Source organism: Candidatus Nitrosacidococcus tergens, assembly GCF_902810445.1.
Taxonomy (GTDB): domain Bacteria; phylum Pseudomonadota; class Gammaproteobacteria; order Nitrosococcales; family Nitrosococcaceae; genus Nitrosacidococcus; species Nitrosacidococcus tergens.
In genome coordinates this window covers 940,761-957,868 of record NZ_LR778175.1, presented here as the reverse complement: position 1 = coordinate 957,868, position 17,108 = coordinate 940,761, and the positions used below count along the sequence as shown (strand labels likewise).

16 protein-coding genes are annotated in these 17,108 nt (G+C 36.4%); 10 read left to right on the top strand and 6 right to left on the bottom strand.

What is annotated here, in order from left to right; genetic code table 11:
- Positions 1-4 precede the first annotated feature (4 nt).
- Positions 5-394: a preQ(1) synthase gene (gene queF / locus NSCAC_RS04680; RefSeq protein ID WP_197743705.1), complete on the bottom strand. Its 390-nt coding sequence runs from the start codon at positions 392-394 to the stop codon at positions 5-7.
- A 64-nt stretch (positions 395-458) separates the two neighbouring features.
- Here queF and smc point away from each other — a divergent pair, with 64 nt between their 5' ends.
- From smc to NSCAC_RS04660, 4 genes are all read left to right on the top strand, one after another.
- The gene (smc, locus tag NSCAC_RS04675) at positions 459-3,983 is read left to right on the top strand and encodes a chromosome segregation protein SMC (RefSeq protein ID WP_197743704.1); all 3,525 of its coding nucleotides are present in this window, start codon (positions 459-461) and stop codon (positions 3,981-3,983) included.
- An 18-nt stretch (positions 3,984-4,001) separates the two neighbouring features.
- A complete protein-coding gene (gene zipA, locus NSCAC_RS04670; protein ID WP_197743703.1) occupies positions 4,002-5,012 on the top strand; it encodes a cell division protein ZipA in 1,011 nt (336 codons plus the stop codon).
- Between the two features lie 9 nt (positions 5,013-5,021).
- Positions 5,022-7,055, top strand: a complete 2,034-nt coding sequence (gene ligA, locus NSCAC_RS04665) for an NAD-dependent DNA ligase LigA (RefSeq protein WP_456298404.1) — start codon at positions 5,022-5,024, stop codon at positions 7,053-7,055.
- Between the two features lie 95 nt (positions 7,056-7,150).
- Positions 7,151-7,354 carry a (2Fe-2S)-binding protein gene (locus tag NSCAC_RS04660; protein WP_197743702.1) on the top strand — a complete coding sequence of 68 codons (204 nt, stop codon included), beginning with the start codon at positions 7,151-7,153 and terminating at the stop codon, positions 7,352-7,354.
- Here the strand turns inward: NSCAC_RS04660 and NSCAC_RS04655 are convergent.
- Positions 7,351-8,208 (bottom strand): HAD family hydrolase, encoded by an 858-nt coding sequence (locus NSCAC_RS04655; protein WP_197743701.1) that lies wholly within the window; start codon positions 8,206-8,208, stop codon positions 7,351-7,353. The genes NSCAC_RS04660 and NSCAC_RS04655 overlap by 4 nt on opposite strands.
- A gap of 30 nt (positions 8,209-8,238) precedes the next feature.
- Here NSCAC_RS04655 and NSCAC_RS04650 point away from each other — a divergent pair, with 30 nt between their 5' ends.
- A complete protein-coding gene (locus NSCAC_RS04650) occupies positions 8,239-8,664 on the top strand; it encodes a secondary thiamine-phosphate synthase enzyme YjbQ (protein WP_197743700.1) in 426 nt (141 codons plus the stop codon).
- Between the two features lies 1 nt (position 8,665).
- Here NSCAC_RS04650 and NSCAC_RS04645 read toward each other — a convergent pair whose 3' ends face one another.
- Positions 8,666-9,328: an esterase/lipase family protein gene (locus NSCAC_RS04645; protein ID WP_197743699.1), complete on the bottom strand. Its 663-nt coding sequence runs from the start codon at positions 9,326-9,328 to the stop codon at positions 8,666-8,668.
- Between the two features lie 100 nt (positions 9,329-9,428).
- Here NSCAC_RS04645 and NSCAC_RS04640 point away from each other — a divergent pair, with 100 nt between their 5' ends.
- From NSCAC_RS04640 to NSCAC_RS04630, 3 genes are read left to right on the top strand one after another with little or no spacing between them, the layout of a single operon-like run.
- Positions 9,429-10,004 (top strand): Slp family lipoprotein, encoded by a 576-nt coding sequence (locus tag NSCAC_RS04640; protein ID WP_197743698.1) that lies wholly within the window; start codon positions 9,429-9,431, stop codon positions 10,002-10,004.
- 5 nt (positions 10,005-10,009) lie between these two features.
- The gene (locus NSCAC_RS04635; protein WP_197743697.1) at positions 10,010-10,594 is read left to right on the top strand and encodes a DUF1134 domain-containing protein; all 585 of its coding nucleotides are present in this window, start codon (positions 10,010-10,012) and stop codon (positions 10,592-10,594) included.
- A 32-nt stretch (positions 10,595-10,626) separates the two neighbouring features.
- Positions 10,627-11,304 (top strand): EipA family protein, encoded by a 678-nt coding sequence (locus NSCAC_RS04630; protein ID WP_197743696.1) that lies wholly within the window; start codon positions 10,627-10,629, stop codon positions 11,302-11,304.
- Between the two features lies 1 nt (position 11,305).
- Here NSCAC_RS04630 and NSCAC_RS04625 read toward each other — a convergent pair whose 3' ends face one another.
- From NSCAC_RS04625 to NSCAC_RS04615, 3 genes are all read right to left on the bottom strand, one after another.
- Positions 11,306-12,604: an OprO/OprP family phosphate-selective porin gene (locus NSCAC_RS04625; RefSeq protein WP_197743695.1), complete on the bottom strand. Its 1,299-nt coding sequence runs from the start codon at positions 12,602-12,604 to the stop codon at positions 11,306-11,308.
- Positions 12,605-12,672: 68 nt separating this feature from the next.
- On the bottom strand, positions 12,673-13,473 hold the full coding sequence (locus tag NSCAC_RS04620) for a sulfite exporter TauE/SafE family protein (RefSeq protein ID WP_197743694.1): 801 nt from the start codon (positions 13,471-13,473) through the stop codon (positions 12,673-12,675).
- Between the two features lie 512 nt (positions 13,474-13,985).
- Positions 13,986-15,413, bottom strand: coding sequence for an OprO/OprP family phosphate-selective porin (locus tag NSCAC_RS04615; protein WP_197743693.1), 1,428 nt, complete (start codon positions 15,411-15,413; stop codon positions 13,986-13,988).
- A gap of 87 nt (positions 15,414-15,500) precedes the next feature.
- Between NSCAC_RS04615 and NSCAC_RS04610 the strand changes: the two genes are divergently transcribed.
- A complete protein-coding gene (locus tag NSCAC_RS04610; protein WP_197743692.1) occupies positions 15,501-16,787 on the top strand; it encodes a glycosyltransferase in 1,287 nt (428 codons plus the stop codon).
- A 60-nt stretch (positions 16,788-16,847) separates the two neighbouring features.
- Positions 16,848-17,090: a DUF4342 domain-containing protein gene (locus NSCAC_RS04605; protein ID WP_197743691.1), complete on the top strand. Its 243-nt coding sequence runs from the start codon at positions 16,848-16,850 to the stop codon at positions 17,088-17,090.
- The last annotated feature ends 18 nt before the right edge of the window (positions 17,091-17,108 follow it).

Below are 17,108 nucleotides of genomic sequence, written 5' to 3'. Positions count from 1 at the left end.
TTTATTAGGGTAACTGTACAACAGGATCAGGACTCCAGTTTGGTTGGCGGTATTGGGCAACTACGTTAGTATAAATTCCGCCTCGTACGTTAAATTCTGAGGTCAGTCGCATAAATCTAGGATTACAGACTGCAACTAAATCCTCTAAAATTTGATTAGTGACTGCCTCATGAAATGCTCCCTGATCTCGATAAGACCAGATATAAAGCTTAAGAGCTTTTAGCTCCACACAGTGACTATCAGGGATATACTCCAAATGAAGGGTGGCAAAGTCTGGCTGACCCGTTTTTGGACAAAGACAGGTAAATTCCGGTATTTTAATCCGAATAGTATAATCCCGCTTTGGGTATGGATTAGGAAAAGTCTCTAATGTTTTGCTAGGCTGAGTACTCATTATTTAGCCATATTCCTGTAAAAATCTCCAATCTAAATACAGTATTATCCCTTAAAATAGAAGGATGCGGTTAAAAAAAATTAAGCTGACAGGCTTCAAGTCTTTCATAGATTCAGTGAATTTCCCTCTACCCAGTAATCGAGTAGTCATAGTGGGACCTAATGGGTGTGGGAAATCCAATATTATTGATGCAGTACGTTGGGTCATGGGAGAGAGTTCTGCTAAATACCTTCGTGGTGATTCGATGGCTGATGTTATTTTTAATGGATCTACTTCTCGTAAACCTATCGGTCAATGTTTTGTAGAACTTATTTTCGATAATAGCCAAGGTAGATTAGGGGGACAATATACCACTTATGCCGAACTTGCCATTAAACGGCAAGTAAGCCGAGATGGGCAATCGAGCTATTTTTTTAATAATAGCCGTTGCCGTCGTCGAGATATTGCCGATATTTTCTTAGGTACAGGGTTGGGTCCTCGTAGTTATTCTATTATTGAACAAGGAACCATTTCTCGCTTAATTGAAGCAAAACCTGAAGAACTGCGTGGTTTTCTTGAAGAAGCTGCAGGTATTTCTAAGTACAAGGAACGACGAAGAGAAACCGAGCTCCGAATGAAAAATACAAGAGAAAATCTAGCACGGATTGAAGATTTAAAAAACGAAGTGGAACGACAGCTCAATACTTTGAAACGCCAAGCAGAAAATGCAGAAAAATACCAAACCTTAAAAACGGCAGAGCACGAAATTAAAAAGAAAATATATACATTACGCTGGCAACAACTGATTGAAGAGGGAAAAAAACAACAACAAGCTATTCAAGTGCAAGAAAATAAGTTAGAGAAAACTACTACAGCCTTAGCGCATTTAGAGTCTCAATGGGTATCTTCTCAAGTAAAATTGCAAAATATCCGAGAACAAACGGAAAAAATACAAACACAGTACTACCATCAAAGTACTGAAATCACAAAATTAGAACAAAATATCCACTATAATCAAACCCAACAAATACAGACTAAAAAAGAATTAGAGCAAGTATCAGATCGATTAACCCAAATTGAGATAATTAGGACTGAGAAACTAGCAAGTATTGATCAAGTAGATTCCTTAATTATTAAAAGCAACCAAGAGTATAGTGATGCGCAAACCCAGTGGAAAAGAGCCCAAAAACTTGCCAATGAATCAAAAAATGAAATAGAGAATTGGCAAGTTCAGTGGGAGAAATTAAACCAATATAATCATAAGTTAGTACAGCAATCACAAGGAGTCCAGGCTAGCTTAAAACAATTGGAGCGAGAGCAGCTTCAGCTTTCTCAAAGAATAGAGCGACTTAATTTAGAAAAGCAACAGCTTGTTGAAAAAAAAGGAGAAGTACAAATTGATTCTATAGAAAATAAATGTTTTTTCCTAACCCAAGAAATTACAGAACAAGAAGCAAAACTTGAACAATGTAAAACCAAAATCCTAGCCAATGAGAAAGAAGAAAAACGACTGATACGAACCCTTCAAGAATATGAAAGTCATTGGAACCGATTGCAAGGACAGCTAAGTTCATTACAAAAGTTACAGAAAACAGCCCTTAGTTACAGTAATAAGGTAGGCCAATGGATTCATCAGCAAAAATTAGAAAACTATCCTAAGTTACTCAATAAAATTAAAGTAGAAGTTGGATGGGAATTGGCAGTTGAAAGAGTTATTGGTACTTATCTAGGAGCAATTTGTATAGATAATATTTCTACCTTGGATCCAATTGAGCTCGTTCCTCTAGCTGGAGAAGAGCTTATGTTAGTGGATAATACTCCAGATTTTGCATATTCAGACTCCCAATCTACTGAAGATAAATCTACCTTATGGGATAAGGTAGATACCTCTCTTCCCCTAAATTCTTTACTTTTATGGATTTATACCACTGAAACCTTAGAACAGGCCTTAATGTTAAGGCCTAAACTTACTATAGGTAAATCTGTAATTACTCGCAATGGAATTTGGCTTGGAAGTAACTGGATAAGTTTAGGAAATAAAAAAGAAAAAACACAAACAGGAATAGTGACTAGAGCACAAGAAATAAGTCAGATACAAGAAAAAATAAATGTACAGCACCAAGAATCTACCCTAATTAAACAAAAGCAAAAAGAATTGTATAATCAAATCTGTTTGTTTAAAAAAGAGCGAATTAAATACCAAGAAAATATTGATTCTTTAAAAGAGAAATTACACCATCAACAGACTCGTTTAACTCGAGCTGAGGCACAAAATGAACATTACCAAATTCGCTGGGGACAAATTGAACAAGAGTGTAATGAAGCTAGTCATCAATATGGTGATAATAAAGAAGAATCAAAACAACTTATCATTCAACTCCAAAAAATAACCTATGAACTGGATCAATCTAAGAGCTTTCAAGCCAATTACTTGGGGAGAAAGAAAGAGATCTGGGATAAAAATGAAAAAATTCAAAATGCAGCTATGCTGCAAAAAGAAGCCATCCATCAATTAGAAATGAGGGGTAAAGACCTAGAGAATAGAAAATTGACTGCAAAAGAAATTTTAGGGCAAATCCAAAAAGAATATAATGATCTTATGCAACGTCAAGTAGCACTGACATTAAAATGCTCAGATAATCAATCACTAATACAAGATTTAAAACAACAATTAGATATACAGCTTCAAGAACGGCTTGTGATAGAAAAACTGCTTAATACTCTCAGAGTAGAAATAGCCGATGAGGAGAATAAAGCATATCTATGCCAACGGCAAAAAAAAGAACAAGAAATAATTATTTCTGAAGATAGATCCCATTTATCACAGGTACAAATAGAATCTCAGGAAATTAAAGTGCGAATCCAAACTCTTGAGGAACAAATTATAGAGCAAGGGTTTGATATTGAGGAAGTATCAGCAAATTTATGCATAACGGAAAATAGTGTTTCTCAATTAGAATCTGAACATAAGAACACCTCCAAAAAAATCCAGCAGCTAGGTGCAATTAATATGGCTGCTATTGAAGAATATCAAACGCAGCAAGAGCGTCTGCAGTACTTACAATCTCAATATACAGACTTGACCGATGCTTTAAATACTTTAAATGGTGCTATTGAACGTATTGATAAAGAAACGCGCAGTCGTTTTCAGGAAACATTTGATAAGGTTAATGAAGGATTAGAGCTTCTTTTTCCAAAACTATTTGGTGGTGGAAAGTCTTATTTAGAGTTAGACAGTAATAACTTGCTCAATTCTGGTGTAACTATTATGGCACGTCCTCCAGGCAAGAAAAATAGTACTATTCATCTTCTCTCTGGAGGGGAAAAAGCACTCACCGCTATTGCCCTTGTTTTTGCTATTTTCCAACTAAATCCTGCTCCATTTTGCATGTTAGATGAGGTAGATGCTCCTCTTGATGAAGCAAATGTAGGGCGTTTTTGTAATTTAGTAAAAGAGATGTCAGAAAAAGTACAATTTATTATTGTGACTCACAATAAAACTACTATGGAAATAGGAAATCAATTAACTGGCGTAACAATGCACGAACCAGGAGTTTCTCGTTTGGTTGCAGTAGATATGGATAAAGCCATAGAGTTAGCGGCTATATAGAGAATAAAGAGAGATTTTATGAATAATTTACGTCTTACGTTATTTATTATTAGTATTCTATTGCTTGTATTAATTTATTTTTACTCTCGCTGGGAGTTAAAGAAAAAAGGAGCAATCTCTAGTGAGCAAAAAGTTACTGATGATGATCATCAAAAAGATATCGTTGATACTCATAAAGAGGATTTAGATTTAGCGGAAACTACAGCGGAATCTAGTACCTCCTATCAAGAAAAGGATTCCTTTACTTCACATCCTACTACGCTCAACGATGGCGTAGATACATCAAGCACAATTCAATTTAGGAGGAATCAAGAAGTTAAAAAAGATCAAATAAGCTCTGTGAGCTTAGATGAATCCTATGAAGTAGAGGATCCTTTTAATGAAAAAACACCCCCTTATTCTCAAGAGAAATCAAGATATTCGACCTTTTCTACGGATGAAATAAAAGGAAATAAATATTCCTTAGAAGATAGGCAGAAAGAATCAGCACTACCTTCTTCTCAAGATATTCGGTCTAAATCACCTGCTTATTCACCTAAACCTCCATTTAAACCTCAATCTAGTTTTATAGAATCTCCTACTAAAAAGCAACCTACTACGGAACTGGGGCCAGAACTTATAATTGCTCTAACTGTCACGGCTCGGGGGAAAGGGGTATTTCAAGGTAGAGATATCGCTTCCATTTTTATAGAGCACGGACTCCAATTTGGGGAAATGAGCATTTTCCATGCTTATGCCCGTGACAAACCTATTTTTAGTATAGTCAATATGGTTAAACCTGGAACATTCAATTTGGATAAAATGAATAGTTTTACCACACCAGGGCTTACCCTATTTATGAGATTACCAGGTCCTTCTGGGGGATTTGCAGCTTTTGAAGCAATGCTAAATTTTGCTCGTATTCTTGCAAGAAATCTAAATGGCGATCTAAAAGATGAAAAAAGAAATATCCTAACCACAGAAACAATTGCTCATATTAAGGAGCGAATTCTTAGTTTTAATCGTAACCGCCGATCCTTAGGAATGTAAATTTAGCGTATGTTTATGCCTACTCCTTATAATAATAGGGACCAAGGGCGCATTAAAGAGTTACGACATTTAATTTATGAGTATGACTATGCTTACTATGTACTTGATCAACCTTTAATTGCAGATTTTGAGTACGATCAACTTTTCAAGGAATTAGAGGATTTAGAGAGAAAATATCCAGCCCTTATTACACCTCAATCCCCTACCCAACGGGTAGGTTCTGCTCCACTAAAAACCTTTGCTAAGCTACAGCATAAGGTACCTTTACGCTCACTAAATAATGCTTTTGATAGGAATGAGCTAGAACATTTTGATCAAAGAAATAAGGAACGACTAGATTTATCTAAGATTTGCTATGTGGCTGAGCCTAAATTAGATGGGCTAGCGGTTAATTTGTGCTACCAAAATGGAATACTTACTCAAGGAGCCACTCGAGGAGATGGTCAAGTTGGAGAAGATATCACTCATAATATCCGTACTATTCCCACTATTCCTTTACAACTTAGGGGAAGGAATGTGCCTAATATTTTAGAAGTACGAGGGGAGGTATATATGCCTAAGGTAGCTTTCTATCAATTAAATCAAGAGAGTAAATTAAAAGGAGAAAAACCTTTTGTTAACCCAAGAAATGCAGCAGCCGGAAGTGTACGCCAATTAGATTCTAAAATTACCGCAACTCGATCCTTAGCTATATTTTGTTATGGGATAGGAGAAGTAGGACAAGGCAATATTCCTACTTCTCAAAATAGAGTCTTAATGCAGCTAAAGGAATGGGGATTTCCTATTTCTCCTTATAGTCAACTTGTTTGTGATATGGATGAATGTTGGGCATATCTTGAAAAACTATCAGGGCTACGATCTCAATTACCTTATGAAATTGACGGTGTGGTATTCAAGGTAGATGATTTAACGCAGCAAAATAGTCTAGGTTTTACTGCTAGAGCACCCCGCTGGGCAATTGCCTATAAATTTCCTGCCCAAGAAGTCTCCACTCAAGTGCTTGCCATTGAAGTTCAGGTGGGACGTACTGGTATGCTCACTCCTGTTGCACGATTAGATCCTATCTTGGTAGGCGGAGTAGTGATTCGTAATGCTACCCTGCATAATGAATCAGAAGTGCAGCGAAAAGACATTCGGATCGGAGATAGAGTCTTAGTCCGCAGGGCTGGGGATGTAATTCCTGAAGTAATAAGTGTTATCTTAGAAAGTCGCCCAGAAAATAGCACTCCTTTTGTTATGCCTCAATGCTGCCCTGTTTGTAACTCTGAGGTAGTTAAGGATCAGGAAAATACCATAGCTCGTTGTAGTGGTGGATTGTATTGTCCAGCTCAGCGAAAAGGAATGATTAAGCATTTTGTTTCTAGAAAAGCCATGAATATTTGTGGTTTAGGAGAAAGAATCATTGCTCAGCTTGTAGAGTCAGACTTAGTTAAAGATCCGGCTGATTTATATCAGCTCACTATAGAAAAATTGTCAACTTTAGAGGGTATTGGAGAAAAACGAGCTACTCAGATAGTAAGTGCGATTGAGCAAAGTAAAAAAACTACATTTGCTCGCTTTCTGTATGCGATAGGTATTCGTGAAGTGGGGGAGACTACCGCACAACTGCTAGCAAGAGAGTTTGGTTCTTTAACTGCTTTAATGGCAAGTGATGAAGAACAACTTCAAAAAATCCCGGAGATAGGTTCTGTTGTTGCTTTTCATATTGTGGTTTTTTTCCGCCAAAATCATAATTGTGAAGTGATATATAAACTACAAGAAGAAGGAGTTTTTTGGGCAGAAGATGGCATCTATAAGGAAGAAGATTCTCATCACTTACCGCTTTTAAATCAAATTTTTGTCTTTACTGGTACTTTAGCTGCAATGACTCGCAACCAAGCTAAAGAGAAAATACAAACACTAGGAGGTAGGGTAAATAGTCATATTTCATCTAAAACAAACTATGTGGTTGTCGGTACTCAACCGGGATCAACATTAAATAAAGCACAAAATCTAGGAATAGCTATCTTAGATGAATCTCAGTTTCAAGGATTACTTGATTGATTTCATTAATATATTTATTTTTTATTAAAAGTACATTGACAATCATTCTCATTTGTATTTATATGGAGGTATAAAAACAATAGAGGATAGTAGTTATGTATATCTGTGTATGCCGGGCAGTCAGTGATAAAAAATTACAACAAGCAATTGATCAAGGAACGAATAGTATTCACGGTCTGCGAGATGAACTTGGTGTTATTCAAGATTGTGGCAAGTGCGGTTGTTATGTACGAGATATGCTACAAAAAGTACAAAACAGCAGCAATCCTACTGCCGAGCTTGAAAAAATAGCTTCTTAGGTTTTTCTGCTTATTTCATGTAGCGTATGTGTTGCTACTACTCTGTCAATCATCGCTTTGACTGCCCGATCGATTGTTTTATTTTCTTCATAATTTGCAGTGGCTACTAAAGTAGTACGCCCATCTGTTACTAATTGATGCACTTTAGCTTGAGATTTACGTTTTTTTCGATTGTATACATATACAGCAATAGAATATCCTCCTTTATCTTTTACTAACCGCATACAAGGAATATCGGCTTCCCCATCTCCAATAAATACTATATTTTCAAAAGGCACTGACCGTTTCTCTAGAGCAACGTATTTATTAATTTGATTAATTTGAGAATCATCGTGCTCCTCAAGAGTGCCTTTGTTGATACGAAATAAATATTGTGTTTTAGTCGTATAGTTAATGGCAAGAGCAGGCCAGTTTGCAACTCCATTTTCATCAAACATAAATCCAGAGGCATAGATTTTTTTAAACTTCTTTGCAATGGGTGTTGCTTTTATCATTTCTCGTAATCCTGAAGAAATAATAAAATGCTCTACTTTAACTCCATGTGCTTTTCCGTATTTATCAATCCGATCAAACCAATCTTTTACACCGGGAAATAACTCAATGTCTTTTCCATATTGGATAAAATCTTCCTTTCGAATGGGTATTTGAGCTGTGCTTGCTTTTTGCAGCATAAGCTTCATATAAGCTAAAATTTTATCCGCACTTTGCTCTTTGGCGATTTTCTCTGTTTCAGTCCAGAAATCTTTTGGTTCAATGTTGAGTGCGGGAATAAAATTATACTCCTGCATATTACCAGGGGCTAAGGTACCATCAAAATCATATGCAATAATGAAAAGTATGTTTTGTTTAGCCATTTCTTTTTTAATATTTAAATACGCTAATTTATGTGGATTCAAAAAGAAATTCAATTAAACTCGTATCGGCGGGGATTTCATTTAATCACGCAAGAAATTAAAGTAGCTTGCCAGCCAGAACTTGCGCAAATCAAAACAGGGCTATTACATGTTTTCATTAAACATAGCTCCGCATCATTAACGATTAATGAAAATGCCGATCCTATTGTTCGAACTGATTTTGAAAGTTTTTTTAACCAAGTAGTACCTGAAAATGAGCCTTATTATCGCCATACTTTAGAAGGTAGTGATGATTTACCTGCCCATATTAAAAGTAGTATTTTAGGATCGAGTGTACAGATTCCTATTACTCAAGGTCAGTTTAACCTAGGAATTTGGCAGGGAATCTATTTTGGTGAACATAGAGATCATGGAGGTAGTCGGAACATTGTTCTTACCCTTTGGGGAGAGCTATAATTTATTGTTCCTTAAAACGACCCGTTTGTAAAAATCGATCAATAAAGGGTACTACTAGTGGAGAAAAAAGTAACCCATTGTGGTTGATTTCTAGCAAGCAATGTTCTGTCATTCCTTCTTGTTTTGTTTCTTCAACGGTGACGGTTCCATCATTTGGTAAAGAAAGCTGAGCAATGATTTTGCCTAAATCTGCACTGCGAGTACCGGAAATAACCCCTAGCTCTTGTTTAAAATGCCAAGGTGCTCTAGGCTCAAGTAATAATTTCTCTCCTGCACATTTTCCTAAAATATGACGGCCTAGAGGAAGAGTATAAACTCGATGAGCAGCTTTGCTGCTTGCAAAAGGGCTACCTAACGCAATCACACGTCCTGGTTTTTGATCAGGATAGGTTTCAAAAAAATGCTGAATGAGCAATCCGCCTAAGCTATGACCTACAAAATGAATAGTTTCATTTTCTAAGTGAATCACTTTTTGATGTAACGTCTCAACGATCTCCTTAGGGTATTTTCGTACGGAGGGATAACCAAAACAAATGACATGATATCCATAGCTTCTTAAGCGTTTCGCCATAGGATATAGACCAAGTTTATACATCCAAAGTCCATGAAGTAAAACAATCGTTTCTTGTTTATTTGTACTAGAATAAGATGAAGTGGGTTCCATAGTGAAAATTAGGTGAATTGATACTTGCTTATTAAAAAATTAGCCAAATAGTTTATAACTATCTCATGAATTAATTACTCTAATTTAAAAAAAATACTCTATGCTAAAAAAAATAGCACTTATTTTTACTGCTTTGATATTAATCGGTTGTGAGAGCCAAGTGCCTCAATTGATTCGAGATCAGCCTCCTAAAAACCCTAGTATTCAGGCAGTACAAGCTGATGTTCACCGATATCAAGGCAGTTTTATACGTTGGGGAGGAAAAATTGCTAGTATCCATAATAAAAAAGAGGGTACTGTTTTTGAAATCCTTGCTCAACCTTTAGGAGATGAAGGTCGACCTGTAGGAGGGGATAAAAGCGATGGCCGTTTTATTGCTACAGTTGCTGAGTTTTTAGATCCAGAGATTTATAAAAAAGATCGAGAAATTACGATTTACGGCAAAGTAATAGACTTGGAAGAAAGAAAAATTGGGGAGCTCTCTTATCCATTTCCGGTAATACAGACTGTAAAATACTATCTTTGGGAGCCGATTACAGCTCGTTATTATTATCCTTATTATGGTGGTTATGGTGGTTATGGCGGGTTTGGTTTTGGTTACCCATACGGATATGGATTTGGTTATCCCTATATGTATCCCTATGGCTTTTCTCCCTTTGGTTATTATTGGTGGTGATGCTAATGATTAAGATGAAAAGTAAACTGGCTATAGTGAAATACTTTTTATTATTTTTCTTAATAAGCTATGGTACCTTGCTTTATGCAGATACTAAGACACAGGATCAAGAGTATTCTCAACAAGGAGTCATTAGTGCAGCTTCAGACTTCTTTGGAGAATCAACCAAGGCACTGGCTGAAGTGATTGAAGGGGTATTTAAGAAGCAGGGTAACCCTAATGGTTATATTACCGGTACCGAAGGGGGAGGAGCATTAGGGATTGGCCTTCGCTATGGAGAAGGCATACTCCATAGCAAAACTTGGAAAGATAAAAATGTTTACTGGAGTAGCCCTTCTATAGGCTTTGATGCAGGGGGTAATATTTCTAAAGTATTTATTTTAGTCTATCACTTAAAAAACCCTAATGATATCTTTCAGAGAATTCCGGGTGTTGGTGGAAGCTTTTATGTAGTAGGTGGTATAGGGGTTAATTATCAGCAGGCAGGAGATCTCATTTTAGCACCTATTCGTACTGGTGTAGGTTGGCGAGCAGGGGTAAATATAGATTATATGAAATTCACTGATAAAAAATCATGGATTCCATTCTAAAAAATAAAGGGAAGTAAAAAAGTGGAGGGAATATGAATAGGATCTGGCATTTTGTGCTAACGGTTATATTTCTAGCTGTTTATACCATAGCTTATGGAGCTACAGTCAGTACAATTGATTTAATTAATGATAACAATGGTGAAGAAATAGAAGCACAACAGCTTGAATCTTCAGAGATTGAAGAGAGCAGTGATGCATCAGAGACTGAAGAGAGTAGTGATACAGCAGAAGATTTTATCCATACAGATCTTATTCGTATAGCAGCCCAATCTCTTGATGTTTCTATTAATAGCTTTCAAAAAGCAGTAAAGAATATATTTAAAAAATATGGCGATCCTACCGCCTATATTTCTGGTACAGAAAATGGAGGAGCTGCACTTTTTGGGGTGCGTTATGGTAAAGGGATATTACATGGAGAGGATTGGCAGGATCAAGAAATATACTGGCGTATCCCGTCAGTAGGGCTTGATATTGGCGGTAATGCCTCCAAAGTATTTATTTTTATTTATCATTTGGATGATCCAGAAATGCTTTTTCAAAGAATTTCGAATATGGGGAATAGTGTAGATTTTCCTGGAAATATCAAAGTCAGCTATATGAAAAAAGATGATTTAGTACTGGCAGTCATGCGCAATAGTTCTGGTTGGCGTGCCGGAGTAAATGTGGAGTACATCCGCTTTACTGAAGAGAAATCATGGACTCCATTTTAAATTAAAAGGCATATTGTAGCCTAGCCATCAGTAAGTGTTCTACCCCATTATTTCCAAGTGTTTTTCCTCCTACTCCTTGGAAAGTGACTTGCTGATAGTCCAGCATCATTTTTGTTTGAGAGGTGAAATACCAGTTCACCCCTATAGCCCATCCTTTGGCACTACTTGCATTTTGGTTGGGATTAGCAAATAAAGGAAAAGCATGAGAATCTACATAAAGCGCATTGTAGCGAGCTTTAATTTCCACTGCACCCCAATGTCCTTGGAATGGATTAAAAATTTCTTTTACGATGACTCCACCTGGAATTCTATTTGAATCAAAAATAGTATCGTCCTTGGTTAAGATATAGGAAGCGGCAATTTGCCAAGCTTGATAATAAAGGGTACGTTGAACAGCTATGTTTTGCACATTTTGGGTACGGAACACATATTCTCCAAACGCTCTAAAAGGGCCTTGAATATAATGAAATTGAGGAACAATAGTAAAATTTTGCCCAGCAGCAATGGTGCCATCTTGATAATTAAAAAAATAAATTCCTCCAATTCCTTGGGCAGGCTCTCTAAAATTAGAGAGCTCCCCATTTGTATTGCCATACATGCTGCCTATCCCAATATCAAGTGCCTTTAGCCAATGATCGGTTTGATTGATAAAAGGATGGGTCATTACTCTTGCGGCAAAATTATAGCCATGAGACTCATCAAAATCAGTAGTGTTTGTATTATCCTGCATACCTGCAAAGACTCCAAATTGATAACTTAAGCGATTTTCCCATAGATCCCCATAAAATTGTATTCCAGTACTTCGATTAGGAATTAAATCCATAGTAAGTCCTCGCTCAATGAATAAAGCATCTCGAGTAGTTTGCTGCATTTCTAACCCCACAGGAAGGCGAAATTTTCCTGCCATGATTCGAAATTGAGACCAGTAACTAAAATCAACAAATCCATCCACAACAAGGTTAGTTCTAAATTGACCTAAATCAGGTGCGTATTTAAAACTAAAATAGCGAAATAGCCTGCCATCAATAGAAGGACGGGCACGTCTAGCCATTAAAATATTAGGAGTGGGCCCAAAAAAAGATCGCTGATCTATTTGTAAATAGCCGTGAATACTTATTTCAAAATCTCGATCGGTAGTACGTAAATAAATTCCTTTTCCAGATAGAAAATCCGAACCCCACTCAAGGGATTTAGGGTTAGTTTTATCGAATTTATTGGTAGATAATTCCTGAGAAAAAACCCCTTTTGAAAGAAAAAAAATAAAGCTAAAAAAAATAATAAAAATAGTATGATATGCCATATATTCTACTACAAAGCCAGATACGAAGCAGATAAGTACATATTGCATTAATGGTTAAATTTTTATATTTAAAGAATGAATTTAATACCAATTAGCATGAGCAAAGTAGAAAGAGTAATTTGTATGGCTCTATCTGGAATACTAATACTTAAACGACTACCTAGAAAAACCCCAGGAAGAGAGCCTAAAAGGAGATTAAACAAAATATGTGTATCTACTGATCCTAAATGCCAATGCCCTAAACCAGCAATGATAGTTAAAGGGACTGCATGAGCAATATCAGTAGCTGCGAGCTGATTCATGTATAGATTTGGGTAGAGATACAATAAAGCAACAGATCCTAAAGCACCTGCTCCGATTGAAGACATAGTGACGATAAACCCTAATACCCAACCAGTAACAATCGTACTTATCATAATAAAATCTTGATTCGATCGCAGATGTCGAATGATTAGTACAACCTTAGAGGAATTGTTAGCTTTGATAGTATTTATTAGCCAACCTTTTAACGATAACGCAAGGGCTGTTAAAATTAATGCTATGCCTAAGATTAAATTAATTACATAGGTAAGCTGTTGATCATGATATTGAAAAGTTTTTAATATTTGTAAAGTAATTAATGTTGAAGGGATACTGCCTAAGGCGAGAAATCCCACAATGTGCCACTGAATGGTGTGATGGTGCCAATGGCTCCAAACTCCACCTATCTTGGTAAGTGCAGCAAAGAGTAGATCAGTACCGACTGCTCTTAAGGGAGAGAGACCAAATCCAAAAATTAAAATTGGAGTCATAAGCGAACCACCGCCTACTCCCGTCAAACCCACTACAAATCCCACGAATAAGCCAGATACTATATATCCTAGTTCCATATGTAATTTCCTATAATTAAGACAAGAATGATCTGATTAAAACTTCCTTGAATAATATTTAATATTTTATATTAAATAAAATTATATTTTTATAGTTATATATAATTAAAAATTATATATAACTATAGGGCTAAGGCTACAAAAGTTGCAACCTGCATAGGAAATAATGCAGTGGTAAAAGAAATTATTTGATAGAAAAACACAGGGAGATAGCTTAAAGCTACGAGCACTTTAACTGTCAGCATTGCCTTGTCAGGGTGCGATGAAAATCACAAGCAGGTTCTTAGTGGGAGAAGGAATAGCAATCCTCCCGACCTATCTGACTGTTTTAAGAAAGGTTAATTGAGTTAGAATTTTTAATCTAACAGGTAATTAATTTAGAATAAGAACTACTTAGCATGTATGGATATATACATTATTAAGTTTAAAAAACTGTGCATGATAAAGCGGTGGGTGTAAAAAACAGCAGACTGGTGAGCTTATTATAAAGAAATTATAAATTTCCTTTTAAGCTAGAAAACATATTGTAGCCTAGTCATAAGCAAGTGTTCTACCCCATGATTTCCAAGGGTTTTACCTCCTTTTCCTTGAAAGGTGGCTTGCTGATAGTCCAACATTGCTTTCATTTGAGAGGTGAAATACCAGTTTACGCCTACAGTCCATCCTTTTGCACCAGTTGCACTTTTATTAGGATCAGCAAATAAAGGAAAAGCATGAGGATCTACATAAAGCTCATTATAGCGAGCTTTGATTTCCACTGCCCCCCAATAGTGTTGAGATGGATCAAAATTGTGTTTTACAATGACTCCACTTGGAACAAAAACAGCATTTTCTCCGGTGAGGATATAAGAGGCAGCAACTTGCCAGGCTTGGTGATTAAGCGTTCCTCTAGCGGTAGTATTTTTTATATTCTGATTATGAAACACATACTCTCCAAAGGCTCTAAAAGGACCTCGAGTGTAGTAGAACTGAGGGGCAATATCAAAGTTCTGTCCAGCGGCAACAGTACCATTTTGATACTGAAAAAAATAAATTCCTCCAATGCCTTGACCTGGATCTCTAAAATTAGAGATCTGCCCACTTACATTACCATACATACTACCTACTCCGATCCCAAGCTCCTTTAACCAATGATCGGTTTGATTAATGAAAGGATGTGCCATCACCCTTGCGGTAAAATCATAGCCATCATAGGATTGGAAATCAGTAGTAATGGTATTGTCTCGCATACCGGTAAAAAAACCAAATTGGTAACTCAGCCGATTAGCTAGCACATCTCCGTAAAATTTGATTCCAGTTCCTCGATTGGGGACTAAATTCATAGGCAGACCTCGCTCAATAAATAAATTTTCTCGAGCAGTTTGCTGCATTTCTAGTTCTACAGGAAGACGAAATTTCCCTGCCATGATTCGAAATTGAGACCAATAGCTAAAATCAAGAAACCCATCCACTGTAAGTACTTGCCTAAATTGACCAAAGTCCGGCATATACTTAAAGTTAAGATAACGAAATACTCTGCCAGCAATATAGGGGCGGGCACGTCTTGCCATTAAAAGGTTAGGCGTTGGGCCAAAAAAAGATCGGTGATCTATTTGCAAATAACCATGAAGACCAACTTCAAAATCCCGATCAATTGTGCGTAAATATATTCCATCCCCAGAGAAAAGATCTGTACCCCACTCAAGGGATTTAGGATTAATTTCATCTAACCTGTTTCTTTGAATAAATCCTTGTTCAAATCCTTGTAGTCTTTTTGATTCTTTAAACTCGATTTCTGATTCTGATAGTTGCAGCGGCTGATTTTTACTTGCTTGAAATGCGTTAATCTTTGCCTTTTCTGCTAAGTGATGAGCAGAAAATTCTTGAGAAAAAATCTTAAACGGATAGAAAGAAAATATTATGTAAAATGTAATAAAAATAATATATTGAAAACTAATCATGACAAACTTAAATAAATGCCTATAATGTAGGCCATTTTTTAGTTATATTACTGAAACAAAAATCAATCGCTTCGGAGCCTTTTATTCATGACTCATTTTGGTATTGTTTGCCCTGCAGCAACTGGGCATTTAAACACGTTTCTCCCTATAGGGCAAAAATTAAAAGAACGTGGACATAAAGTAACTGTAATTAATTTTTTAGATGCACAAGCTAGAGTGGTCGCCGCAAACCTGGATTTCTCGCCTATAGGTACGCATGATTTTCCATTAGGAAGTATGGATGATCCTCTTGCGGAAATGGGGAAAACAGATGGACTCACTGCATTACGCCATGCAATTGCCTTATTTGGAAGAAAGGCAGCTGCTATTATGGAAGATGCTCCTCAAATAATTAAAACAACCGGGATTGATGTGCTACTTATCGATCAAACCTCCCGAGGTGCAGATGGGGTTGCTGAATACTTACAGATTCCTTTTGTGAGTATATGTAGTGCCGTAGTGCTTAACGCAGATTCATCTATTCCTCCTGTATTTATGCCTTGGCATTATCGCCCTAATAGCCTGCTTGGCAATATGAGAAACTGGATGGGATATCAGTTACTCTACTATATATCAAAACCTATTAGTAGGGTGCTAAGTAGCTATCGGAAGCAGTGGGGGCTTCCGCTTCATCCTAATCCTAATGATGATTATTCCTCCCTTGCTCAAATTAGCCAACAACCTAAAGGATTTGAATTTCCTAGAACTGATTTACCTCCCTATTTTCATTTTACAGGACCTTACCATTCGGAAGAGCACCGAGAAGAGATAGGGTTTCCATGGGAGAAATTATCATCAGATAAACCTTTAGTTTATGCCTCTTTAGGTACTATTCAAAATAAGGCAGAAAGTACTTTTCATATTATTGCTGATGCTTGTAAAAATTTAAATATTCAATTAGTACTGTCCCTAGGAGGATCGGGGGATAAAACAATGCTTCCTTCTCTGCCTGGAAATCCAATCGTAGTCAATTATGCTCCTCAATTAGAATTATTAAAACGAGCTACATTGATGATTACCCATGCAGGATTAAATTCAACTTTAGAAGCACTCACTAATGGTGTACCCTTAGTTGCTATTCCTATTACTAGCGATCAACCAGGTGTTGCCGCACGTATTGCATGGACTGGGGTAGGGGAGGTAGTACATATTTTTCGACTAACTGCTCCTAGGCTCACTGAGGCAATTAAAAAGGTGCTAGAAGATAAATCTTACAAAGAGAAGGCATTGAAAATGCAAGAATCAATAAAAAAATCAGGAGGGGTTGATTTAGCCGTTAAAATTATTGAACAGGTTGCCGCTACAGGAAAACCTGTTTTACCTAATCAAGTTTAATATATAGTTATTAATATTTTTTTTAAGTACTATCAGTACAAAATATAGGTAGTGTAAAATATGCAAAATACAGATATGTTTAAAGAACAATATGAAAAATTTATAGCGCTCATCACTAAAGTAGTAAAAAATATTAGTTTATATCGGCTCTCTATTTATGGTAATCAAGGAAGTATTTTAACTGATGTACCTCTAGCGGCAGCTCTTGTGGTAGTAGGTATACTTATTATCTTTGTGCCAAAATTAACTGCAATAAGTGCATTATTTGCTTTATTTAAGCAAATTAAGGTTGAGATCACTTAATTTAACCATGCCAATTAA